General features: G+C 64.1%; 24 protein-coding genes. 7 read left to right on the top strand and 17 right to left on the bottom strand.

Annotation, left to right across the window (positions count from 1 at the left end; all coding sequences use genetic code 11):
- Positions 1-19 precede the first annotated feature (19 nt).
- Together M2267_RS07350 and M2267_RS07345 are read right to left on the bottom strand one after the other, a co-directional pair.
- A complete protein-coding gene (locus M2267_RS07350) occupies positions 20-787 on the bottom strand; it encodes an adenylate/guanylate cyclase domain-containing protein (protein WP_429113610.1) in 768 nt (255 codons plus the stop codon).
- 108 nt (positions 788-895) lie between these two features.
- A complete protein-coding gene (locus M2267_RS07345) occupies positions 896-1,783 on the bottom strand; it encodes a LysR family transcriptional regulator (RefSeq protein WP_429113607.1) in 888 nt (295 codons plus the stop codon).
- Positions 1,784-1,908: 125 nt separating this feature from the next.
- Between M2267_RS07345 and M2267_RS07340 the strand changes: the two genes are divergently transcribed.
- A complete protein-coding gene (locus tag M2267_RS07340; RefSeq protein WP_205238456.1) occupies positions 1,909-2,253 on the top strand; it encodes an antibiotic biosynthesis monooxygenase in 345 nt (114 codons plus the stop codon).
- A gap of 63 nt (positions 2,254-2,316) precedes the next feature.
- Here the strand turns inward: M2267_RS07340 and M2267_RS07335 are convergent, their stop codons facing one another.
- Positions 2,317-3,756, bottom strand: a complete 1,440-nt coding sequence (locus M2267_RS07335; protein WP_429113606.1) for a DUF1254 domain-containing protein — start codon at positions 3,754-3,756, stop codon at positions 2,317-2,319.
- A 329-nt stretch (positions 3,757-4,085) separates the two neighbouring features.
- Between M2267_RS07335 and M2267_RS07330 the strand changes: the two genes are divergently transcribed.
- Positions 4,086-6,023 carry a GTP-binding protein gene (locus tag M2267_RS07330; RefSeq protein ID WP_429113604.1) on the top strand — a complete coding sequence of 646 codons (1,938 nt, stop codon included), beginning with the start codon at positions 4,086-4,088 and terminating at the stop codon, positions 6,021-6,023.
- A 70-nt stretch (positions 6,024-6,093) separates the two neighbouring features.
- Here the strand turns inward: M2267_RS07330 and M2267_RS07325 are convergent, their stop codons facing one another.
- From M2267_RS07325 to napE, 8 genes are all read right to left on the bottom strand, one after another.
- The gene (locus M2267_RS07325; protein WP_429113602.1) at positions 6,094-6,942 is read right to left on the bottom strand and encodes a hypothetical protein; all 849 of its coding nucleotides are present in this window, start codon (positions 6,940-6,942) and stop codon (positions 6,094-6,096) included.
- 547 nt (positions 6,943-7,489) lie between these two features.
- On the bottom strand, positions 7,490-7,912 hold the full coding sequence (locus M2267_RS07320) for a YciI family protein (protein WP_043619622.1): 423 nt from the start codon (positions 7,910-7,912) through the stop codon (positions 7,490-7,492).
- A gap of 923 nt (positions 7,913-8,835) precedes the next feature.
- A complete protein-coding gene (locus M2267_RS07315) occupies positions 8,836-9,534 on the bottom strand; it encodes a NapC/NirT family cytochrome c (protein WP_043620248.1) in 699 nt (232 codons plus the stop codon).
- A gap of 4 nt (positions 9,535-9,538) precedes the next feature.
- Positions 9,539-9,994, bottom strand: coding sequence for a nitrate reductase cytochrome c-type subunit (locus M2267_RS07310; protein WP_043620245.1), 456 nt, complete (start codon positions 9,992-9,994; stop codon positions 9,539-9,541).
- A 107-nt stretch (positions 9,995-10,101) separates the two neighbouring features.
- On the bottom strand, positions 10,102-12,609 hold the full coding sequence (gene napA, locus M2267_RS07305; protein WP_429113598.1) for a periplasmic nitrate reductase subunit alpha: 2,508 nt from the start codon (positions 12,607-12,609) through the stop codon (positions 10,102-10,104).
- The gene (locus M2267_RS07300) at positions 12,606-12,890 is read right to left on the bottom strand and encodes a chaperone NapD (RefSeq protein WP_402318591.1); all 285 of its coding nucleotides are present in this window, start codon (positions 12,888-12,890) and stop codon (positions 12,606-12,608) included. Before M2267_RS07300 ends, napA begins: the two co-directional genes overlap by 4 nt.
- Positions 12,883-13,383 carry a ferredoxin-type protein NapF gene (gene napF / locus M2267_RS07295; RefSeq protein WP_429113597.1) on the bottom strand — a complete coding sequence of 167 codons (501 nt, stop codon included), beginning with the start codon at positions 13,381-13,383 and terminating at the stop codon, positions 12,883-12,885. The genes M2267_RS07300 and napF overlap by 8 nt, the downstream gene beginning before the upstream one ends.
- 9 nt (positions 13,384-13,392) lie before the next feature.
- Positions 13,393-13,581, bottom strand: coding sequence for a periplasmic nitrate reductase, NapE protein (napE, locus tag M2267_RS07290; protein ID WP_034793129.1), 189 nt, complete (start codon positions 13,579-13,581; stop codon positions 13,393-13,395).
- A gap of 389 nt (positions 13,582-13,970) precedes the next feature.
- Between napE and M2267_RS07285 the strand changes: the two genes are divergently transcribed.
- Both M2267_RS07285 and M2267_RS07280 read left to right on the top strand, forming a co-directional pair.
- Positions 13,971-14,345 carry a DUF4180 domain-containing protein gene (locus M2267_RS07285; RefSeq protein WP_429113594.1) on the top strand — a complete coding sequence of 125 codons (375 nt, stop codon included), beginning with the start codon at positions 13,971-13,973 and terminating at the stop codon, positions 14,343-14,345.
- Between the two features lie 48 nt (positions 14,346-14,393).
- Entirely contained in the window at positions 14,394-14,975 is a 582-nt protein-coding gene (locus tag M2267_RS07280) for a GNAT family N-acetyltransferase (protein WP_429113591.1), read from the top strand.
- 34 nt (positions 14,976-15,009) lie between these two features.
- On the opposite strand, the gene M2267_RS07275 is transcribed toward M2267_RS07280, so the two are convergent.
- Positions 15,010-16,461, bottom strand: a complete 1,452-nt coding sequence (locus tag M2267_RS07275) for an MFS transporter (protein ID WP_429113590.1) — start codon at positions 16,459-16,461, stop codon at positions 15,010-15,012.
- A 286-nt stretch (positions 16,462-16,747) separates the two neighbouring features.
- Here M2267_RS07275 and M2267_RS07270 point away from each other — a divergent pair, with 286 nt between their 5' ends.
- On the top strand, positions 16,748-17,638 hold the full coding sequence (locus M2267_RS07270; RefSeq protein ID WP_429113589.1) for a LysR family transcriptional regulator: 891 nt from the start codon (positions 16,748-16,750) through the stop codon (positions 17,636-17,638).
- Between the two features lie 154 nt (positions 17,639-17,792).
- Complete coding sequence (locus M2267_RS07265) at positions 17,793-18,161, top strand: VOC family protein (protein WP_429113587.1); 369 nt, start codon at positions 17,793-17,795, stop codon at positions 18,159-18,161.
- Between the two features lie 122 nt (positions 18,162-18,283).
- Here M2267_RS07265 and M2267_RS07260 read toward each other — a convergent pair whose 3' ends face one another.
- From M2267_RS07260 to M2267_RS07240, 5 genes are all read right to left on the bottom strand, one after another.
- Complete coding sequence (locus tag M2267_RS07260; RefSeq protein ID WP_429113585.1) at positions 18,284-18,532, bottom strand: cytoplasmic protein; 249 nt, start codon at positions 18,530-18,532, stop codon at positions 18,284-18,286.
- Positions 18,533-18,598: 66 nt separating this feature from the next.
- Positions 18,599-19,657, bottom strand: coding sequence for an ACR3 family arsenite efflux transporter (gene arsB, locus M2267_RS07255; RefSeq protein ID WP_429113583.1), 1,059 nt, complete (start codon positions 19,655-19,657; stop codon positions 18,599-18,601).
- Entirely contained in the window at positions 19,657-20,178 is a 522-nt protein-coding gene (locus M2267_RS07250) for an arsenate reductase ArsC (protein ID WP_429113582.1), read from the bottom strand. The genes arsB and M2267_RS07250 overlap by 1 nt, the downstream gene beginning before the upstream one ends.
- A 13-nt stretch (positions 20,179-20,191) precedes the next feature.
- A complete protein-coding gene (gene arsN2 / locus M2267_RS07245) occupies positions 20,192-20,635 on the bottom strand; it encodes an arsenic resistance N-acetyltransferase ArsN2 (RefSeq protein ID WP_429113580.1) in 444 nt (147 codons plus the stop codon).
- Entirely contained in the window at positions 20,632-20,982 is a 351-nt protein-coding gene (locus M2267_RS07240) for an ArsR/SmtB family transcription factor (RefSeq protein ID WP_429113578.1), read from the bottom strand. Before M2267_RS07240 ends, arsN2 begins: the two co-directional genes overlap by 4 nt.
- 42 nt (positions 20,983-21,024) lie before the next feature.
- Between M2267_RS07240 and M2267_RS07235 the strand changes: the two genes are divergently transcribed.
- Complete coding sequence (locus M2267_RS07235; RefSeq protein WP_429113576.1) at positions 21,025-21,549, top strand: DUF6428 family protein; 525 nt, start codon at positions 21,025-21,027, stop codon at positions 21,547-21,549.
- Positions 21,550-21,578: the final 29 nt, after the last annotated feature.

Genomic DNA, 21,578 nt, shown 5'->3' with positions numbered 1-21,578 from the left:
GCGATGGCTTCGCGGCCGGTCAGTGCGTCGCCAGCACCTTCGCTTCCACTGGCTGCTCGATACCTTTCAGAACGAGCAGCCGGGTGCCGGCGCCCGCCGTCAGCGTTGCCGCCTCGAAAGCCGTTTCCGGGGAGATCAGAATTTCCCCGGCCTCGGCCTGGGATTCGAGCCGGGACGCCAGGTTGACCGTGCCGCCGATCGCGGTGAAATCGCTGCGGAACGTCGAGAACTCGCCAATCTCGACCTCGCCTGTGTGAATGCCGACGCCCACTCCGAGCGGGCGTTCGCCGAGACCGTCGAGGTCGAGGCGGCCGAGCGCATCGGCGCAATGCCGCTGGATGTCGCGTGCGGCCCGGATCGCCGCCTGCGCATGGTCTTTCCGGATGATCGGAAAGTTGAAAATCGCCATCAGCCCGTCGCCCATCTGCTTGTTGACGATGCCGTCATGCGCCCAGATGGCTTCAGCGCAATGATCCTGAAACAGGCTGACGATCTGGCTCAAACGCACCCGCTCGATCCGCTCCGAAAGATGCGTGAACCCGCGGATGTCGGCAAACAGGATTGTGGCGCTTGCCGCAACGTGACTCTGCTTCTTCACGTAACGGAAGGAGCGCTCGCAGATCGTGCAGATGTTCGGGTTCATCTTGCTGCGGGTGATGCCGAAGGCGCGGAACGGCAGCGCCAGGGGCCCGCGGATCGGGATCGGCACATGCATCTGGTCCCAGCATCCCCGGCAGATGCGGGCATCGTGGCTGGCGGCAGGCTGAATGGAAGAGGCGTCTGTCATGGCTGCTCCGGCTCGCATGACCCGAGGGCGTCAGCGAAGCTTCGGACATTTGCCGCACTTTAGCAACGGCTGGATCAACGCCGGGGAACGTTCCGTGCCGTCCGGCCGTCACGCGGCAAACAGGTTCGCCGCCATGAAATCGACGAAGGCGCGCACCTTGGGCGACAGATAGCGATTGGTCGGCCAGAGCACGCGGAATGTGCCGGTTTCGCGAAGGTAATCCTCGAGTAGCGAGACCAGCTTGCCTTCCGCCAGTTCCGCCGAGACGGCAAAGGGCGGCAGGCAGGTGATGCCGAAGGCGCGCTCCGCAAGAAAGATCAGCGGGTCCAGCGTGCTTGCAACCGTGGTCACAGGCAGGTCGAGCTTCACCTCACGCCCGTCACGATGAAGCGGCCAGGGTTCGAGGCGGCCGGAATTGGCATAACGATGATGCAGGCAACGGTGCCCGAGCAGATCCTCCGGCACCTCCGGCCGGCCATGCTTGCCAAGATACTCCGGCGAAGCGACGATCCGGTGCCGGAAGGTCCCGAGCTTGCGGCTCATCAGGCGCGTATCCTTGACGTCGCCGGTGCGGATGACCGCGTCAAAACCCTCCTCGATCACGTCGACCAGCCGGTCGGTGAAATCGAGGTCGAGATTGATCAGCGGATAGGCGCGCATGAAGTCCGATATGGTCGGCATCAACAGCATGCCGGCGAGCGGCAGGCTGACGCGCAACTGCCCCCGCGGCGTGGCATGAGAGCGCGACAGTTGCGCCTGCGCGGTCTCGAACTCGGACTGGATGCGGCGGCAGGTGTCGAGAAAGAAGCTGCCGTCCTCGGTCAGCGCCATGCTTCTCGTCGACCGGTTGAACAGGCGCACGCCCATCTCGTCTTCAAGCCGTGCGATCGCCTTGCCGACGGCCGAGCCCGAAAGCCCGAGGCGATGGCCGGCGGCCACGAAGCTGCCGGCCTCTGCCACCTGAATGAAAATGCTGAGCGTTCCGAGCTTGTCCATCGCGCGCCGATTGCGGAATTATTTTCCGAAGTGATATGAATACGCGCTCGTTTATCCGCTATTTCTCGCCCGATATCCAGATGCCGTCGCGACCGATGCGCCGCGACGTTCAAATGGAGAGAAGCATGACAACGATCCCTACCCCCACATTCTCGGCATCCCCCGCTCCGACGACCTTCGTCGTCAACGTCATTCACGCCCATCCGGGCAAACAGGAAGAAGCCTTCGCCGTCATCCAGGACGTTGTGCATTACGTTGCCGAACGGAAGGAAGGTTTTCTCTGGAGCACGCTGTCGAAGAGCACGGACGGTGAGACCGTCGTCAATGTCGAGGCGATACAGGGCACCGGAAATGTCGACGAGTTCTTCTCCGATCCGGTGTTCGCGGAGAAGTTCCGCAAGCTGGACGAAGTCTCGCGCAGCGAGTTTCACATCTATACGGTCGGCGATCTCGTGCTGCCGAAGCGCTGAGCCGCGGCCTGATCGCGACGCCCTGCGCCTTCACGCGGAGACGCAGGGAGGCTTTCGCCTTTGTCATCCCGCCTTCTTCACCGGCGGGATGAGCCACGAGCCGTCGAGAATGGAAGGCGGGCTGTCATCCGGCCAATAGAGCCGCATCATCAGGATGAACTTATCCTTCGGAGCCGGCAACCAGTTGTTTTCCTTGTCCTTTCCGGGCGATTCATTCTGGATGTAGATCTCCGTCGATCCGTCGGCATTGGCCTTGGGGCTGACGCGGGCGCTGATCGAATAGCGGTTGAGCGGATTGTCGACGAAGAAATAGTTCTCGTCGTACATGGTGATTGACCAGAAGCCGCGCACCGGCGGCAATTGCCCCTTGGGGAAGGTGACGACGTATTTGTTGGACCCATGATAGGCGCGGGAAACCAGACCGTCCTTGGACTTCAGCGACGTCGGATAGATCGCATCCTGCGGACGATTGGCGCCAAGCCCGATCGCCGTGATCAGTGCCCGCTGCAGATAGTTGGTGCCGTAGATGCCGGTCTTGGTGGTAAAGCCCCAGCCGTTGATGTTCTGGATGTCACCATCGCTGAACTTGAAGTGCAGCATGATGCGATGGAACGCCATGACGGGGATGCGCGAGACGAAGGCGGCATCGAGCTTGCTCTTCTCGAAGTCCTGGCCCGGCACGATGCCGATTTCGGCAAATTTGGCGATCGCCTCGCCATCCGCCGCCGTCGGCGGATTGGTCTTCATCAACTCGCAAAGAAGCGTGAAATATTCGACCGCATCCATACGATTGACCTGCTCGCGCACCGACGTCTTCATGTCGATCGACGGATCGACCTTGCCGACCGGCGGCGTCCAGTCCTTGCCATAGGCGCTGAGCGGACAAAGCTTGCACTCGTCCTGAAGTGCATGCACCGCCGCATAGTCCTCCGGCGTGCCGTCGCAATAGATGCGCCCGAGGATCCAGACGATGCCGGTTGAGGATTTGTATTCGGTCACGCCGTCGGGAAGGCTTCCCTGCCAGCCCGGCCCGGTAATGGCGTAGGCCTGCGCCCCGCCGCCGGTCGTGCGCTTGCCCGGCACCTGAAACACCGTCGTCCAGCCGTCGAGCATCGGAAACAGGAAGAAGCGATCCTTCATGTCGGGGATCGACAGCACCCACGGTTCCTTACCGACGTCGACGAAGGCTGTCGTGTACAGCGTATCGGCATTCGGCGCGGTGACATCCTTGAAGGATGCGTTCGGATATTCACGCAGCTTGATGACGTGGCCCATCGGCCCCTTGCTGCCTTCGGGCTTGGCGACATTGGTCACCACCCGGCGGGTCATTTCCGTCGTCACCAGCGGATAGCCGTAGATATAGGCTTCCACCGCCAGCCAGAAATCATCGGCAGCCTCGACCGGATCGAAAAGCGGCGATTCCAGCGCGTTCGCAGGCAAGAACGATGCTGATGCAAGCAGGCCGGCGCCGCCCAAAGCGACGGCGCGACGGGTCATATCCATGTTTGCCTCCCCCTTTTTCTTTGGCGGCAGGAAGTTAGCATATACTAATAAGTACGACCAGACATTGTGTTCGGCCTGCCCTCGCGTAACCGCCCGAAGCGGGAGCATCGCCATTTTTCGATGGCCCCGGCCACACCAGCAAATCTGCAACACCGCGTCGGAGTTGTCAGGCGGCGCTTGACGCCCTTCCTGTGGCATCCTTAGATTTCACGAGCACCCTCGCCTGCCGTGGGTTGCGCGATCCGCAAGAAGCTCAAGTCTGGAGGCCCCGATGCGCCGAGTCCCTTCTCAAAAGAACCATTTCCGAAATTTTGAGAAGCTGATGGACTATGCGCACATTGAATCTGGGCATCCTCGCCCATGTGGATGCAGGAAAGACTAGCCTTACGGAACGACTGCTTTTTGACACCGGCGCGATCGACAAGCTCGGCAGCGTCGACAGCGGCAATACCCAGACCGACAGCCTGGAACTCGAGCGGCAGCGAGGCATCACCATCGCCGCCTCCGTCGTGTCGTTCAGGCTTGGCGATCTGGTCGTCAACCTCATCGACACTCCCGGGCATCCGGATTTCATCGCCGAGGTCGAGCGGGTGCTGCAATCGCTCGATGCGGCCGTCGTGGTCGTCTCGGCCGTGGAAGGCGTGCAGGCGCAGACCCGCGTGCTGGTGCGCGCCTTGCACCGCCTCGGCGTCCCCTTCCTGTTCTTCGTCAACAAGATCGATCGCCTCGGGGCGCGTCCCGCCGAAGTGGTCGAAGAGATCGCCAGCCAACTCTCGGTCCGCCCCGTCGTCATGTCGGGGGCGGTCGGGGCCGGCAGCCGGCAGGCGAGAACCGAGCCGATCGACTTTGCGCAGGAGCCGCATTTCTCGGCACTGTCAGAGGCGCTTGCCGCCAACGATGAGGCCTTGCTCGACGACTATGTGCTGGCGCCTCAGCGCCTGACCGTCGAGCGGTTGAAGAAGGCTTTGGCGACACAGCTTGCCGGCGGCCTTCTGCACCCGGTCTATTGCGGCATCGCCATGACCGGTGTCGGCGTGCCGGACCTGATCGCCGCCATCGACACGCTGTTGCCGGCGAAAGTGCCCGCCCCTGATGCGCCGGTCGAAGGCCGGATCTTCAAGATCGAGCGCGGCTGGGGCGGAGAAAAGCTCGCCTTCCTCAACCTGACCTCGGGTACCGTCGCCACGCGCGACTATCTCGCTTTGCCCGGCGGCGCGGCAAAGGTCACCAGCATCCAGCTCTTCGACCAGGGCCACCTGCAGAAGGTCGAGCAGGTGACAGCCGGCCGCATCGCCAAGATCGGCGGGCTTGCCCAAGCCCGCATCGGCGATTGGGTCGGCGTCGGCGGCAGTGCTGCCGGGGCGTTTCACTTCGCTCCGCCGACGCTCGAAACCCTGGTGCGCCCGGTGCGCCCGTCGGACAACACGGCGCTCTGGCTTGCGCTCCAGCAACTGGCCGAACAGGACCCTTTCATCAACCTGCGCACCAGCGACGATGCCAGCGAGATGTTCGTTTCGCTCTATGGCGAGGTGCAGAAGGAGGTGATCGAAGCGACCCTGTCGGCCGATTTCGGCCTCGCCGCGCAGTTCGAGGAAAGCACGGTCATCTGCGTCGAAAGGCCCGCCGGTACCGGCACCGGCATCGAGATCATCTTCCGCGAACCGAACCCGTTTCTCGCAACCGTCGGCCTCAGGATCGAACCGCGGCCGCCCGCAACTGGCAACAGTTTTGCCCTGGAGGTGGATGTCGGCCAGATGCCCGCGAGCTTTTACCGGGCGGTCGAAGAGGCTGTCGCCGAGACGCTGAAGGCGGGTGTCTTCGGCTGGCAGGTGATCGATTGCCACGTCGCCATGACGGCGGCGCGGCAGACATCGCCGGCGAGCACCGCCGTCGATTTTCGCCGGCTGACGCCGCTGGTGCTCGCCGAGGCACTGTCTTCGGCCAGCACGGTCGTCTGCGAGCCGATCGACAGCTTCCGCCTCGAAGCGCCCGCGTCCGTGCTGACGGCCATCCACACGCTGCTTGCGAAATCAGGCGCATCGACGACGGATGCGGTGATCGAGGGTGGCGTCGCCCGGCTCACGGGGACGATGGCATCGGCCAACGTCCAGGGCGTGCAGCGGCAGTTGCCGGGGCTTACCAGCGGCGCAGGCGTGCTTGAAAGCGCGTTCGATCATTACGCCCCGATCGCAGGCACACAACCCGCCCGGCCCCGGTTGGGCGCGAACCCGTTCGATCGGGCCGATTATCTGAGGAGCCTGCGATGACATAAGAACACCGCGCGTCTTTTCAGACGCGCGGTGCCTTTATTCTTTCCTGATGGTTATATCTGGCCGATCAGAAGGCCAGACGATTGCTGGACCAGACCGGGCCGAGGCGCTCTTCTTCCTTGAGCGTCGTCGAACCGTAGGAGAAGCGAAGGCCACCGAAGAGGGTGCTGGTGTCGCCGGAAACCGAGGCGCTCAGCCCCGAAAGCTCTTCGTTGGTGTATTTGTAGCCGGCAAAGAGCGTGACCGGGAAAGCGTCCAGCCGGTAGTTGGCCGTCAGCTTCACGCTGCGCAGGTCGTAATCCAGGTCGTTTTCGCTGATGCGATGCAGCGAGCCGTCGACGTCGAAGCGCAGGTTGTCGGTCGCGTAGATGCGGGCGCCGAGCGAGCCCATGTAATGATCGGCGTCGATGTCGTCGAAGTCTTCGACGCTCGCCTGGCCGTAGCCGAGCGCGCCGTGCAGCGTCCAGATATCGAGGAAGTAAGCCGCCTCGACACCACCCATGTAGTCGTTGAGGTCGACGCCGAGACCCGGGTCGAGCCGTGCGCCCTGCACGAAGACGCCGGCCGCAAACAGATCGTTGCGGTAGTAGCCGTGCAGCGCGCCGTCATAGCTGTTGGTGTCGATGTCCTCGAAGGAGGCGCGCGTGTAGCCGAGATCGACCTGCAGGTTGAAGCCGGCGCCAGCGTCGAAGTTCACCGCGCCGCGCAGGTCCCATGCATCCGCATCGATATCGCCGGGCGAGTCCACGGCAGCGCCATAGGACGTCTCGACATAGCCGACGATGCCGCCCGACGCCTGCTCCACCGGCACTTCATAGGCGTCCTGCGGCCCCACCAGCGGACCGTCGATATCGGCAGCCGCCGCAATCGAAACACTTGAAAGAAGAAAAATGACGAAACCGCTCGTCCTGACCATTGCCCCACTCCGGTTCAAACCCCGCAAATAAGGTAAACGAACACGGTTAATACAATCTCTACGGGAAGCAGATCAGACCTTCAGCCAACGTCGACACGATCCGGACATTGCGGCAGTTGTTCATCCCGCGGACGGCCTTCGTCCCACTCGCCGCGCAGCACCTTGTCACCGCGCAACACCAGCGGCGGCCCCTCATCCCGAGGTGAGGACTTACTCCTCATCCGCCCGGCGACGACTTGCCTATGATCCGGCCTGCCCGCCACCTTCCCCCCGCTTGGCGGGGTGAAGGACATGCGTGGCACTCACTCCCTCGGCGACAAGCGCCACAGTTTTATGCCGGTCCAGTTTACACCCCGGTCGAATTGGTCTGCCTGGGACCAAACGCCATTTGACGCTCGTTGCGACCGCGTTCGAAAACGCTGCGATCCGTACTCGTCCCCTCTCCCCGCCTGCGGGGAGAGGGTTAGGGTGAGGGGCAAGCAGGGTTGGCACTCGGGTTAAACCTGAGGAGATAGGCAAGGCCGCCTCAAGCTTCAGCAAAGAGCCCTTACTGGTTGGCGATCTTCTCGCGCAGTTGCTCGTCCCGGGCGGCGATCTCCGGCGTCACCAAGTCGCCGAAATCTTCCATCTCGAAGACCGGGCGGATTTCGATTTCGCTCGGACCCGGCATCGGGTTCGGGCAGCGCTTCACCCAGGCGATCGCCTCGGCCATGTCCTTGACGGTCCAGATCCAGAAGCCGGCGACGAGTTCCTTGGTCTCGGCGAAGGGACCGTCGATGACCATGCGGTCGGCACCGTCGAAGGCGACGCGAGCGCCGCGCGATGAGGGCTGCAGCCCCTCGCCCGCCTGCATGATGCCGGCATTGACCAGTTCCTCATTGTACTTGCCCATGGCTTCCAGCAGCTCGGTCGAGGGCATGTTGCCCGCTTCGCTGTCTTCGGTCGCCTTTACAAAAACCACTACGCGCATTGTCCATTCTCCTCTGTCACGCCAGTCCCGGTCCTCGTGACCTCAGGGGGTGCCGGCGTGGTGAAACCCAGATAGGTAGAGCAGGTTACGGGCGAAAGACCCGCGCGGATTTTTTTCCTATCCCGCTCCGGTGGAGGAAGCCAGATTGCCTCCCTGCCTAAATGACGAACGGGAAATCACGGTGCCGACAGCGGTGTCGAAATTTTCCCAAAAAAGATTGGCGCGGGGGAAGCGAAGAGAAAAATGCGCTGTTCGACGACACCATCGCCGCCGATCCGAATGTGTCCCATTGGCTCAAACCCCACCCCCTCCACCCTCATCCGGCGGTTGGGCACGAGGCCTACCGCACCCACCCTCATCTGGCGGCTTGGCACGAGGCCAGCCCAACCCACCCTCATCTCTGTGCCCGTCACAGAGATCCACCAGCCGTGCGTCGGCACGGCGGGAAATGCGGTTCCGGCCACGTGAACGTCCGGCCTTGTGGGAAAAGTCCCTCGCCCCGCCGACGCGACGCGGCTGGATTCCTGTGACAAGCACAGGAATGAGGGAGGCATTGTTGGCCCGGAATTGTTCATGCTTTCGCTGGCGGCTGGGCACGGGGCCAGCCCACCCACCCTCATCTCTGTGCTCGTCACAGAGATCCAGCAGCCGTGCGTCGGCACGGCGGGAAATGCGGTTCCGGCCACGTGAACGTCCGGCTTGGCGGGAAAAATCCCTCGCGCCGCGGACGCGGCGCGGCTGGATTCCTGTGACAAGCACAGGAATGAGGGAGGTAATGGTGGCGCCACCACAACCCATCGCCTCCCCGACCGTTTGGCACGAGGGGGGGTGCTGCCCAAAGCCCACGAAAAAGGGCCACGCCGCGCCGGCATGGCCCTCTGTTAACGCTGTGGTGTCTTGCCGAAAACCTCGGCCCCGCTCGCCTACTGCGCCTGCATGTGCAGGTCCGCCATCGCCTGCCGCAGATCGTCGATCGGGGTCTGGCCCGCCATCTTCTTGCCTTCCAGTTCCGGCGGCATCTTCCAGCCGGGGTCGATGCCTTCCATGTTGGGCAGCTCGTGGGCGATGCCCTTGTGGCAGTCGATGCAGGTGGCCTTGCCCGACAGCAGATAGCGGGTGTGGATCTCGGCCGCGCGCTGCGTCTGCTTCTGCAGGTCCATGGCGACGGAGGAATGGCAGTTGCGGCATTCCAGGCTGTCGTTGGCCTTCATGCGCGCCCATTCGTGCTGCGCCAGTTCCAGCCGCTTTTCGAGGAATTTCGAGCGGGTGTTGATCGTGCCGAAGATCTTGCCCCAGACCTCCTTCGAGGCCTGCATCTTGCGGGCGATCTTGTCGGTCCACTGGTGCGGCACGTGGCAGTCCGGACAGGTGGCGCGCACGCCCGAACGGTTGGAGAAGTGGATGGTACGCGTCAGCTCCTGGTAGACGTTGTCGTGCATCTCGTGACACGAGGTGCAGAACTTCTCGGTGTTGGTGAGTTCCAGCGCCGTATTGAAGGCGCCCCAGAACATGACGCCGCCGACGAAGCCGCCGAGCGTGAGGAAGCCGAGGCCGAGCGTCCCCGCCGGCGTCTTCATGATGCCCCAGGCCCAGAGGATGATTGTCCTGATCCAACCGATCATATCGTCACTCGCTTCCGGCCGGCTTGAAGCCCAGTTCGCTCATGTCCTTGAAATTGCTCGGCACCAGCGGGCTGGTGTCGGCCTGCGGCACGTGACAGGCGGTGCAGAAGTAGCGCCGCGGCGAAACGTCGGCGATCATCTGCCCGTCGCGCGTCATGTAGTGGGTGACGCTGATCATCGGCGCGCCCGAATCCTGGGTGAACTCACGCTTGTGACAGGACAGGCACCGGTTGGCATTGACCGAAAGCTCATAGCCCTCGATCGAATGCGGAATGACCGGCGGCTGGTCGGGATAGGCGCGCATCTTGCGCTTGTCGTCGACCACCCATTTCGGCAGCGGCGCCGCCGCCTCCGTCGCCATCTGCGGCGTCGGCCCTTCGAGCTGCGGCACCAGCTTTTCCGCCACTTGGGCGACGGCCGCCGTGGTGGCGAACACCATCAGCCCGGCTGCAAGGGCCATCCAGACCGGCCGTCGCCGGTCAACTCCAGCAGAGGTGCGAAGCGTTGCCGCGTCCACGAACGCCGCACGACAAAAAGACTGCACGGCCCGAGTGAGCCGCATCCACCCTAGAGGGTGACGGGAACGATCTTGACCGCGCATTTTTTGAAATCCGTCTGTTTGGAGATGGGATCGGTGGCGTCGAGGGTAACCTTGTTGATCAGCTGGCTGGCGTCGAACCAGGGTACGAAGACGACGCCGGGCGGCATGCGGTTGCGGCCGCGGATGTCGACGCGCGAGCGGATTTCGCCGCGCCGCGAGACGATGCGCACTTCCATGCCCTGGTTGATGCCGCGCTTGCGCGCATCCTCCGCGTTCATGAACACGCGCGCGCCCGGAAACGCCTTGTAGAGTTCCGGCACCCGCATGGTCATCGAGCCCGAGTGCCAGTGTTCCAGCACGCGCCCGGTCACCAGCCAGGTATCGTATTCGTCGTCGGGAGATTCGGCCGGCGGCTCGTAGGGCACAGCAAGGATGATCGCCTTGCCATCCTTGTTGCCATAGAACTTCACGCCCTCGCCCGGCTTCACATAGGGGTCGAAGCCCTCGCGGTAACGCCAGCGCGTCTCCTGGCCGTTGACGACAGGCCAGCGCAGGCCACGCACCTCGTGATAGGTGTCGTAGGGCGCCAGGTCGTGGCCATGGCCGCGGCCGAAAGTGGCATATTCCTCGAACAGCCCCTTCTGGATGTAGAAGCCGAAGTCCTTGGCTTCGTTGTTGTCGTATTCGGCACTGACGTCGGTGATCGGGAAACGGTCGACTTCGCCGTTCTTGAACAGAACCTCAAACAGCGTCTTGCCGCGATATTCGGGGCTGGCGTCGAGGATTTCCTTCGGCCACACCTCGTCGGTGGTGAAGCGCTTGGAGAACTCCACCATCTGCCAGAGGTCCGAGCGCGCCTCGCCGCGCGCCTGCACCAGCTGGTGCCAGACATGGGTTCGCCGCTCGGCATTGCCGTAGGCCCCTTCCTTCTCCACCCACATGGCGGCGGGCAGGATCAGGTCGGCGCTCATCGCGGTGATCGTCGGATAGGCGTCGGAAACGACGATGAAATTGTCCGGGTTGCGATAGCCCTGCCAGGTCTCGTTGGCGGTGTTCGGGCCTGCCTGGACGTTGTTGTTGACCTGCACCCAGTAGAAATTGAGCTTGCCGTCCTTCAGCATCCGGTCCTGCTGCACGGCGTGATAGCCGGGCTTTTCCGGGATGATGCCGTGGGGAATGCGCCAGATTTCTTCGGCGTGTTTGCGATGCTCGGGGTTGGTCACCACCATGTCGGCTGGCAGGCGATGGGCGAAGGTGCCGACCTCGCGCGCCGTGCCGCAGGCGGACGGCTGGCCGGTCAGCGAGAACGGGCTGTTGCCGGGCTCGGAGATCTTGCCGGTCAGAAGGTGCAGGTTATAGACCATCTGGTTGGCCCACACACCACGCACATGCTGGTTGAAGCCCATGGTCCAGAGCGACATCACCTTGCGGCTCGGGTCAGCGTAAAGTTCGGCCAGCTGCTCCAGGAACTCCGGATCGACGCCGGTCATCTCGGCGGTCTTCTTCAGCGTGTATTCGGAAACGAATTCCTTGAACGCCTCGAAATCCATCGGCTCGGTCTTGCCCGGATCCTTGGAGTTGGCGGCATTGACCTCGACCGGATTGTCGGGTCGCAGGCCATAGCCGATGTCGGTGACCCCGCGCGCAAACTTCGTGTGCTTGTTGACGAAGTCCTCGTTGACCTTGCCCGTCGTGATGATGTGGTTGGCGATATAGTTGAGAATGACGAGGTCGGTGCCCGGCTTGAAGACGATCGGGATATCGGCCAGGTCCATGCTGCGATGGGTGAAGGTCGAAAGCACCGCGACGCGCACATGCGGCTGGCCGAGACGCCGGTCGGCGACGCGGGTCCACAGGATCGGGTGCATCTCCGCCATGTTCGAGCCCCAGAGCACGAAGGCATCGGCGTTCTCGAAGTCGTCGTAGCAGCCCATCGGCTCGTCCATGCCGAAAGTGCGCATGAAGGCGACGGCGGCCGACGCCATGCAGTGGCGGGCATTGGGGTCGAGATTGTTGGAGCGGAAGCCCGCCCGCATCAGCTTGGTCGCCGCATAGCCCTCGAAGATCGTCCATTGGCCGGAGCCGAACATGCCGACGGCCGTCGGGCCTTTCTCCTTCAGCACCTTCTTTGCCTGCTCGGCCATGACGTTGAAGGCCTCGTCCCAGCTGACGGGCTCGAACTCGCCGTCCTTGGCGTAGGCGCCGCCGCGCTTCCTCAGGAGCGGTGTCGTCAGGCGGTCGTTGCCGTACATGATCTTGGAGAGGAAATAGCCCTTGATGCAGTTGAGGCCGCGGTTGACCTCGGCCTGCATGTCGCCGTGGGTGGCGACAACCTGGCCTTCCTTCACGCCAACCATGACGCCGCAGCCCGTGCCGCAGAAGCGACAGGGCGCCTTCGACCACTTGATCTCCAGCGCGTTGACGCCACCCGGCACCGGCTGCGCGGCGGCAGGCAGCGCAATGCCGGCCGTGGCGGCGGCGATGCCGGCCGCATGGGCCTTCAGAATGTCACGCCGCGTCAATTCTCCGCTCATGGCTCCTGCCCTTCCTCTTCCATTTCCACATGCTCGAAAACCATGTTGGCCGAGATCACCCCGTCGAGCAGCGAGATCTGCGTCAGCCGTTCGCCGAGCGCGCCCGTGCTTCTGCCTTCGATGACGACGACGATCTTGCCGCCGCCATGGCCATGGATTTCGACGTTTTCCATGTCCGCGAGCGTCGCCAGGATCGCTTCGGTGCTCTGCGGCATCGTGGCGACCACGGCGCTCGAAATGTGATAGGGCGTACCCGCCTTTGCCGTTGCGGCCTCAGACATGAGCCACCTCCAATTCCAATGCCTTCACCGCAATCGCACTCACCGGGCAGCCGCTGATACAGGCGCCGCAGCCGGTGCATTTCGCCTCGTTGATCTCAGGCAGGAACGGCCCGCCGATGCGCGGGCGAAAACGGATCGCCTGCTCCGGACAGCTTTCGCCGCAGGACTGGCAGGCAACGTAACGGCGCGCGAGACAGCTGTCGGAAACAGCGGCGACATGCGGAAAACGCCGCACGTCCGTCGCCTCGAACACAGGCTCCGGACAGGCTTGCGCGCAGGCGCCACAGAAGGTGCATTCGCCGCCCGAAAAGTCGACGAAGGGAAGACCGTCCGAAAGACGGATTATGGCGGTGGGACATCGTTCCACGCAGGCGCCGCAACCGGTGCAAGAGGCAAGGCTGAGCTCCGAAACACCCGGCGGACGGATGCGGACCGGCTTTGCGGCAGCGCGGCCGGTAAAAAGTTCACGGCGTGAAAGAGGTTCGACCTTCATGGCTCGCCCTCAATGCCCGGGCGGGCCCGGCGGGCCGAAGATGATTTGCAGCATCCAGACGAGGAAACCATAGCCGCCGACGATGCCGACGGCGACGATCGGCCAGATGCCGAAGGCGAGCACGAAGAAGGTGATCAGCTCCGCGCGTCGCGAGCGCGGCGGCTTTTCGATCGGCTGTGCCTGAACGACTTCCGGCATTCCTGCGTCCCCCAACACAATCCAAGGTAAGATGCGCCACCGGAAATAAAAATCAATCCCGTGACCGGCCGATGACAGATTTTCACCGGACCCCAGAGTAAATGCGAAACAGAAGGGGTCATTGATCTGTGTCAAATTGGCAGGAAACAGGCGCCGGTTTCGCCAGAAATTCTCAAGCGCCGGTTCAGCGTAACTTGCGGAGGCCAATCAGCTTTTATGCAGACCGATATATTTATAGGAATATATCGCCTCTCGCCCGATCACCGAGGCCTGCCGGATCCTGCGAATTGAACGGCTATCTTGCCCGCGGCGAAGGCAACCGGCCCCGGCGGCAGGACAAGAGACGCGCGCCCTTGCAACCCTGGGCTTTGCAGCCTACTTCTTGGCGCATGACACAGCTCATCGAAATCGGAACCGCGCGCGTCCTGCACTGCGCTGACAATGGCCCCCTGCTTGCAGCCCCGGGCGACGCCAATGATTTCCTGGGCGACGGCTGGGCGCATGAGGCCGACTTGCTGGCGGTCCCGGTGGAGCGGCTGGGCCCCGATTTTCTCGATCTTTCGACGCGCGTCGCCGGCGAAGTGTTCCAGAAGTTCGTCAACTACCGCATGCGGCTCGCCATCGTCGGCGATATCAGCGCCCGGCTCGAAGCCAGCAAGGCGCTGACCGATTTCGTGCGCGAGACGAACAAGGGCACATCCATCTGGTTCGTGCCGGATTTCGAAACGCTTCGCGCCCGGCTGGAACGTTTGCCGACGGCCTGAACGCGGTAAGGTCTGGCGACCAGCCCAGATCGATGGGAGGCCACGACGATGAAGCCAGCCGCGACGAACACCGGAAATCGCCCGGCGGTCACGCTGGCGACCGATCGTCTCCTCCTGCGCCCGACGACGCCGGCCGACGCGCAGCGCGCCTTCGAGATCCAGTCGGACTGGGATGTCACACGCATGCTGCGCATGGCGCAGTTCCCGCCCGATCTCGACGACATGACCGGCTGGTTCGGCGAGCACCCGCAGGAGTGGATCGCCGGCACGGCCTTTCGATTTGCCATCGAACGCAACGGCCGCATGATCGGCCTGGTCGATCTTGACGGGATCGACGGCGAGCAAGGCGAACTCGGCTACTGGCTGGAAAAGCCGAGCTGGGGCCAGGGCTACGCCTTCGAGGCGGCAAAAGCGGTGGTGGCCTTCGCCTTCGAGCAGCTCGGGCTCGCGAGGCTGAAAACAGGCCACGCGGCCGACAATCCCGCCTCCGGCAAGGTGCTGCTCAAGCTCGGCTTTCGCCCGCAGCAGGCCATGCGGAAGGCCTCCCGCTCAAGGGGCGAAGAGATCCTGCACCAGAGCTACAGCCTCACCTCGCACGCGTGGCGCAACCTGCCGGGTGCCGATCGCTGAGCGACGCCGTGCCGATCCCGCCCAGCCGGCGGGTTCACCCCTCTCCCGCAGGCTGCGCGGCGACGGCCTGTTGTGCGCGCACTCCGCGTAGCGCCCTGCCCGCAATGGCGATCGCCAGCGCAGCCACAGTCAACAGCCCGGCGACTGCAAAGGTTACCTGCATGCCCCAGGCGACCGCCGCCGGCGCGGCCCCGGCCATGTCGCTTGCCGCAACCGCTGCGGCGAAGACCGCGCCCATGACCGACGCGCCGGTGACGAGGCCGAGATTGCGCGAAAGGTTGAGCAGGCCGGACACGACGCCGCGCCGGTCGGCGCTGACATCCGCCATGACCGCCGTGTTGTTGGCCGCCTGGAACAGCTGGTAGCCGGGCGTCAGAAGCGCGATCGCCGCGACATAGCCGGCAACGCCAAAGAACCCCGGCAGCAACACGAGCGCCGCGCAGCCCGCAACCATCGCCGCCAGCCCGACCGTGACCACCGAGCCCGCGCCCAGGCGATCGACGATGCGGCCGGCAACAACGCCCCCGAAGGCCGAGATGACCGGCCCGACCGAGAGGACGAGCCCGACCATCGCCGCATCGAGGCCGAGCCCGCGCGACAGATAGAACGGCCCGACCACCAGCGTTGCCATCATCACGGTCGAGACCAGCGCATTGGTCGAGAGCCCGCGGCTCAAGGCCGGATCGCGCAACATCACCGGCCGGATCAGCGGTGAGGTTACCCTGGCCTCGACCAGCAGGAACAGCGCAAGCCCCACGGCAGCGACAGAAAGCAGCGCGACGTTGAACGTCCCGAAGCTGCCCCGCCCCACCGTCATCGCCAGCGCATAGGCGCCGAGCGAAAGCGCGAGCAGCAAGGTGCCGGCGACATCGAAGCGTGGGCGCTCCCTGTCCTCGAGGTTTCGGTCTGCGGGCAGATACCGATGGGCAAGCACGAGCGCCACGAGCCCCAGCGGCACGTTGACGAGGAAGATCGCCCGCCAACCGGGGCCGGCGAGCAGCGCACCGCCAAGCGATGGCCCGAGCGCCGTGCCGATGGCCGACATTGTGCCGAGCAGTCCCATGGCGCTGCCGGTCCTTTCCTTCGCCACCGCCTCGCCGACAAAGGCCATGGTCAGCGCCATCATGATCGCAGCGCCGATGCCCTGCACGGCCCGCGCGGCGACCAGCAGCGCGAAGCCCGGCGTCAGGCCGCAAAGCGCCGAGGCTGCGGTAAAAAGCGCGATGCCGGCAACAAGCAGCCGCCGCCTGCCGACGATATCGCCGAGCCGCCCGACGCTGACGATCAGCGTGGTGATGGCAAGCAGATAGGCAAGCACCACCCATTGCACCGCCTGGAACGAGACGTCGAGAACGTCCGCCAGCGCCGGCAGCGCGACATTGGCGCTGCTGGTGCCAAGAGACGAGAGCAGCATCGACAGCGACAGGCTGGCGATCACCCAGCGAACCGGCGCGCCGCAAGCCTTGGCAGGCCCGATAGCGCTCATCGGCCACCTCCCGCGAGCGATGCCTTACGATGCCCATTTGCAGCGCGGGAAATCGCGGAAAAACAAGGCGATAGCGCGCCTTCATGAATCAAAACATGCGGCAACGACGTCCGGTCAGACGGGAAAATCGGGGCGGGCATTAGCGGGCATGGCATCAACGGAAAACCCTCCAAGGTCGGTTCTCCGAAAAACTAGACCTCAGCCTCATATGGCGGAAGGCGCAGCATTTGCACTTCATTCGTGCGCTTGACGCCACATCTCACGAGAACTCATGCTATGAAGGGCAATGACCAGACCGGATCTCAACCTGCTCGTGACCCTCGACGTGCTACTTGCGGAAGGCAGCGTCGCCCGTGCCGCCAGGCGCCTGCGGCTCAGCCCCTCGGCCATGAGCCGGGCGCTGGCCCGGCTGCGCGAGGCGACCGGCGACCCGCTGCTGGTGCGCGCCGGCCGTGGCCTTGTTCCGACCCCAAGGGCGCTGGAACTGCGCGCTCTCACCGGACCCATCGTCGAAGCGGCCGAAGCCTGCCTTCGCCCGGCCGAGAGCCTGGACCTGAAGACGCTCACGCGCACCTTCACCCTCAGGAACCGCGAGGGTTTCGTCGAAAACTTCGGCGCGGCGCTGATTGCCCGTGTCGCGCGCGAGGCACCCGGCGTGCGCCTGCGTTTCGTGCAGAAGCTCGACCGGGAAAGCAGTCCGCTTCGCGAAGGCGGCGTCGACCTCGAAACCGGCGTTGTCGGTGAGAACACGGGCCCGGAGCTTCGCGCCCAGGCCCTCTTTCATGATCGTTTCGTCGGCGTGGTTCGCCCGGGGCACTCCTTGACCACAGGCGAAATCACGTCGGCCCGCTACGCTGAAGCCCGCCACATCCACGTCTCGCGCCGTGGCAACGACACCGGCCCGATCGACGACGCGCTTGAGGCAGCCGGTTTCAGCCGTCCGATCGCCGCCTCCGTCGGCAGCTTCTCCGAGGCCCTGGCGCTCGTGCGCGCCACCGACCTCGTCGCCAGCGTGCCTGAGCGCTACACGGGGACGCTGCGCCAGGATCTCGTCACCTTTGCCCTGCCCGTCGCCCTCCCCGAAATCACCATCTCGCTGCTCTGGCACCCCCGCCTGGATGCCGATCCGGCGCACCGCTGGCTGCGGACCTGCGTGCGGGAGGTGTGCGCCGTGTGACGCGGCGCGCGACAAGAGGCTGGGCCCCGGGCGCTCGGCGATGCGCCCCCAAGGAGCTACGGTTGCCTGCAACAGGCCATCGGGGTATCAGCCAAACCCTGGCCGCAAATGCGCCGCCTCGTCCGCGCAAGCCAAACCCGCACAGGAGAACGCGATGTTCGACCACGTCAAATTCGGTGTCAGCGACTATGCGGCCAGCGAGGCCTTCTACCTGAAGGCGCTCGAACCGCTCGGTGTCGAGGTCGTTGCCCGCTACACGCCCGGCATCGAGATCAGCTCGGACGGCAAGTCCTCCCTCTGCCTGTACCCGACCGAGGAAAGGCCGGCGCATCTTCACCTCGCCTTCATGGCCAGGACCCGTGCGCAGGTCGACGCCTTCTACCACGCAGCCCTTGCGGCGGGCGGCAAGGACAACGGCGCGCCGGGCCTGCGCCCGCGCTACCACGCCAACTATTACGCCGCCTTCGTCTTCGATCCGGATGGCCACAACATCGAGGCCGTCTGCCACGAGGCCGAGGCCTGATCCGACCGGGATCACCGCAAGGCCTCGCCATCTATGCCCGGCAAACAAACTGCGCCGTGATGGCGGCAGGCTGTAGATCGTCTGGCGTTGCTGCCCCCGCCTGAGCGCGGTCGCCTCGACGCTCAAAACCAATAGCGTCTCATTCGCGCCAGGAATTCGACCGTCGTGACAGGAAAGCCTGAGGCGCTGCCGATGACGGAATCGATGCCGCAACGGGGACAGATCGCCGTTGTGCCATCGTCGACCCATTCATTGATCTCGGCCGCCGGAAAGATCTCGCAACAATAGAAGCATCCGCAGGACGGGCTCGCTTCGATTTCCGCTCGATGGTTGGCGCTATGCCTGTGCGCTCGAATGATGATTTCGTCCATCCGCCATCATTGGCGCGCGCATGACGGGTTGTCCAGCGAGCGCGACGCAACGCTCGCCTCCATCGCTCATGCGCCTTTCGAGACGGAATTCCGGGCCACCGCCGGCGCTTGCTCGTACCAGTCCCTGGACCTGTTCACGATCCAGACGACCGACAGCATCACCGGCACCTCGATCAGCACGCCGACGACGGTGGCAAGCGCCGCCCCCGACTGGAAGCCGAACAGGCTGATGGCGGCGGCAACGGCGAGCTCGAAGAAGTTCGATGCACCGATCAGTGCCGAGGGACCGGCCACGCAGTGTTTCTCGCCCGAGATCCGATTGAGCAGATAGGCAAGCCCGGAGTTGAGGTAGACCTGGATGAGGATCGGCACGGCGAGCAGGCCTATGACTGCCGGCTGGGCGATGATCTGCTCGCCCTGGAAGCCGAAGAGCAGCACCAGCGTCGCCAGCAACGAGGCAAGCGAGACTGGCTGAAGCTTCGCCAGAAAGCGGTCGAGCGCCGAGGACGGCCCTCTGGCGACAAGGCGCGCGCGAAGCGCCTGCGCAATGATGACGGGGATGACGATATAGAGCCCCACCGAGAGCATCAGGGTGGCCCAGGGTACCGATATCGCCGACAAGCCCAGCAGCAGCCCGACGATCGGCGCAAAGGCGACGATCATGATCGCATCGTTGAGCGCGACCTGCGACAGGGTGAACAGCGGCTCCCCTTTCGTCAGGTTCGACCAGACGAAAACCATCGCCGTGCAGGGCGCGGCGGCCAGGATGATCAGGCCGGCCATATAGCTTTCGATCTGGTCTGCCGGCAGCAGCGGGCGGAAGAGCCAGCCGATGAACAACCAGGCCAGCAGCGCCATCGAGAAGGGTTTGATCGCCCAGTTGATGAAGAGCGTCACGCCGATGCCGCGCCAGTGGCGCCCCACCTGGGAAAGGGCTCGAAAGTCGATCTTCATCAGCATCGGGATGATCATCAACCAGATGAGGATCGCGACAGGAATATTGACCTTGGCGATCTCGGCCGCACCGATGGCCTGGAACACACCCGGCAGGAGATGGCCAAGCGCGATGCCGACAACGATGCACAGAGCGACCCAAAGGGTCAGATAGCGCTCGAAGGCCGGCATCAGGACGCGCTCCGCCCGGTCGCGCCTTCCATGCTGCCGATCTCGCGAAGATGACGCTCCAGCGCCATGCGGTCGATCGAAGCCATCGGCAGGTTGATGAAAGCCGTAATCCGGTTCTTCAGGAATCTTGCAGCCTGGGCGAACGCTTTCTGAATGTCCGCGTCGCTGCCCTCGACCGCGGCTGGATCCTCGATTCCCCAATGCGCCGTCATCGGATGGCCGATCCACACAGGGCAGGCTTCCCCAGCGGCGCTGTCGCAGACCGTGAAAATGAAATCCATCTGCGGTGCCTCGGCTCCGGAAAACACCTCCCAGCTCTTCGACGACAAGCCGTCCGTCGCATAGCCGAGAGCATCAAGCTCACGGATGGCATAGGGGTTCACCTGCCCCTTGGGCTGGCTGCCCGCCGAAAAGGCGCGGAAGCGGCCCTTTCCCTCCCGGTTGAGGATGGCTTCGCCGAGAATGGAGCGAGCGGAATTGCCCGTGCACAGGAAGAGCACGTTGTAGATACGGTCAGCCATGGGTTCAGGGCCTTCAGTTCGAGGGGAGAACGAGCTGCATCAAGGTTGCTGACGCGGGACAGAGGGAGGACGCCTGCCGGGTCTTGAGGATCTCCGCCGGGGCCTGTGCGCGTTCGATACGCTTGAAGCCGAGACGCTCGAAGAACGGCACGGCCGTTTCTGTGAACAGAAACACCGACCGCATGGCGAACCGGTAGTCGTGCCCGAACATGAGAGGCGGCAGCCGACTCCCGATGCCGCGTCCGCGATGCTCCGGCAGGACGGTGACGGAGCGCAGCAACGCATGCTGGCCGCACTGCTCCATGCCGCCGTATCCGACGACCTCGCCGTCAAGGCTGAAGGCAAAGAACTGGCGCCCCTCCTCTTCAAGATCATCGATCGGGAGACTCGCCTCCGCGAGGGCATTGCGAAGCCCCGGATCGCTGCCGGGAATGGGTCGCATGTCGAGTTCCATCATTCCTTGCTCCCTGAAGGCGCACAGCATGACGCCACTGCGGCCGCTGGCGCACAGATTTCCGGATTCCCGCCGCAGCAGTCTTCCATCAGGAAGCGGATCAGACCGCCCAGAGCGTCATAATCGGCGCGATAGATGATCGACCGGGATTCGCGCTGCTGGGCGATCAGGCCCGCGCGCTCCAGTTCCTTCAGATGGAAGGAAATGTTCGAGGGCGAGACCTCCACCTTTTCCGCAAGCGCACCCGCCGCCATGCCGTCGCTCCCGGCAACGACAAGCAGGCGGACGATCTGAAGGCGGGTCTCCTGAGAAAGTGCCCCGAAGGCTGCCAGGGCTTGACGCTCATCCATATTTCAATAATCCTTGAATCGTTGAAATGAGGAATAACCCAGATGACTGTTCTCGACAAGCCCGAAATCGGCGACCGCGACCTCAACCTTGCCGACCTGCTCGGCGCGCTCAAGCCGGCCGGCGATCTGCCGCTGGTGTTTCACTACGACGGCAATACAGTGCGCTCCGGCTATCACGTCACCGAGGTCAAGGCCGGCCAGTTCTCAGGCCTCGATTGCGGCGCCAACCCCGAAGCCTGGTCCGAGATCTTCGTACAGCTCTGGGACGTCGAGGAAGCCGGCCGGACGCACCTTTCCGCCGGCAAGTTCGCGGCCATCGTCCGCAAGGTTTCCGACCACGTGCAGCTCGACCAAAGCGCGCGCCTCACCTTCGAAGTCAGCGACGGCGTGCGCCCGATGGCGCTCTATTGCGCCGGAGCGCCTGTGCTGAAGGATGGCAGCATGCACGTTTCCCTGGAGCCGCGACCGGCAAGCTGCAAGCCGCGCGACCGCTGGCTGGCCGAGACGGCATCGGCTCAGGCCTGCTGCGGCCCTGGGGAAGCGCCAAGCGGCGGCTGCTGCGGGTGACAGGCAACGGCCGCGACGGATCGCGGCCA

Origin of the sequence: Ensifer sp. KUDG1 (genome assembly GCF_050434285.1) — a bacterium.
GTDB lineage: Bacteria > Pseudomonadota > Alphaproteobacteria > Rhizobiales > Rhizobiaceae > Ensifer.
The sequence above is the reverse complement of the archived record's forward strand: the minus strand, read 5'-3'. Positions and strand labels throughout refer to the sequence as shown.

Coding starts and splice junctions, on each gene's coding strand:
- M2267_RS07350 (WP_429113610.1), bottom strand. CDS start 787: ATGACAGACGCCTCTTCCATTCAGCCTGCCGCCAGCCACGATGCCCGC.
- M2267_RS07345 (WP_429113607.1), bottom strand. CDS start 1,783: ATGGACAAGCTCGGAACGCTCAGCATTTTCATTCAGGTGGCAGAGGCC.
- M2267_RS07340 (WP_205238456.1), top strand. CDS start 1,909: ATGACAACGATCCCTACCCCCACATTCTCGGCATCCCCCGCTCCGACG.
- M2267_RS07335 (WP_429113606.1), bottom strand. CDS start 3,756: ATGGATATGACCCGTCGCGCCGTCGCTTTGGGCGGCGCCGGCCTGCTT.
- M2267_RS07330 (WP_429113604.1), top strand. CDS start 4,086: ATGCGCACATTGAATCTGGGCATCCTCGCCCATGTGGATGCAGGAAAG.
- M2267_RS07325 (WP_429113602.1), bottom strand. CDS start 6,942: ATGGTCAGGACGAGCGGTTTCGTCATTTTTCTTCTTTCAAGTGTTTCG.
- M2267_RS07320 (WP_043619622.1), bottom strand. CDS start 7,912: ATGCGCGTAGTGGTTTTTGTAAAGGCGACCGAAGACAGCGAAGCGGGC.
- M2267_RS07315 (WP_043620248.1), bottom strand. CDS start 9,534: ATGATCGGTTGGATCAGGACAATCATCCTCTGGGCCTGGGGCATCATG.
- M2267_RS07310 (WP_043620245.1), bottom strand. CDS start 9,994: ATGGCCCTTGCAGCCGGGCTGATGGTGTTCGCCACCACGGCGGCCGTC.
- napA (WP_429113598.1), bottom strand. CDS start 12,609: ATGAGCGGAGAATTGACGCGGCGTGACATTCTGAAGGCCCATGCGGCC.
- M2267_RS07300 (WP_402318591.1), bottom strand. CDS start 12,890: ATGTCTGAGGCCGCAACGGCAAAGGCGGGTACGCCCTATCACATTTCG.
- napF (WP_429113597.1), bottom strand. CDS start 13,383: ATGAAGGTCGAACCTCTTTCACGCCGTGAACTTTTTACCGGCCGCGCT.
- napE (WP_034793129.1), bottom strand. CDS start 13,581: ATGCCGGAAGTCGTTCAGGCACAGCCGATCGAAAAGCCGCCGCGCTCG.
- M2267_RS07285 (WP_429113594.1), top strand. CDS start 13,971: ATGACACAGCTCATCGAAATCGGAACCGCGCGCGTCCTGCACTGCGCT.
- M2267_RS07280 (WP_429113591.1), top strand. CDS start 14,394: ATGAAGCCAGCCGCGACGAACACCGGAAATCGCCCGGCGGTCACGCTG.
- M2267_RS07275 (WP_429113590.1), bottom strand. CDS start 16,461: ATGAGCGCTATCGGGCCTGCCAAGGCTTGCGGCGCGCCGGTTCGCTGG.
- M2267_RS07270 (WP_429113589.1), top strand. CDS start 16,748: ATGACCAGACCGGATCTCAACCTGCTCGTGACCCTCGACGTGCTACTT.
- M2267_RS07265 (WP_429113587.1), top strand. CDS start 17,793: ATGTTCGACCACGTCAAATTCGGTGTCAGCGACTATGCGGCCAGCGAG.
- M2267_RS07260 (WP_429113585.1), bottom strand. CDS start 18,532: ATGGACGAAATCATCATTCGAGCGCACAGGCATAGCGCCAACCATCGA.
- arsB (WP_429113583.1), bottom strand. CDS start 19,657: ATGCCGGCCTTCGAGCGCTATCTGACCCTTTGGGTCGCTCTGTGCATC.
- M2267_RS07250 (WP_429113582.1), bottom strand. CDS start 20,178: ATGGCTGACCGTATCTACAACGTGCTCTTCCTGTGCACGGGCAATTCC.
- arsN2 (WP_429113580.1), bottom strand. CDS start 20,635: ATGATGGAACTCGACATGCGACCCATTCCCGGCAGCGATCCGGGGCTT.
- M2267_RS07240 (WP_429113578.1), bottom strand. CDS start 20,982: ATGGATGAGCGTCAAGCCCTGGCAGCCTTCGGGGCACTTTCTCAGGAG.
- M2267_RS07235 (WP_429113576.1), top strand. CDS start 21,025: ATGACTGTTCTCGACAAGCCCGAAATCGGCGACCGCGACCTCAACCTT.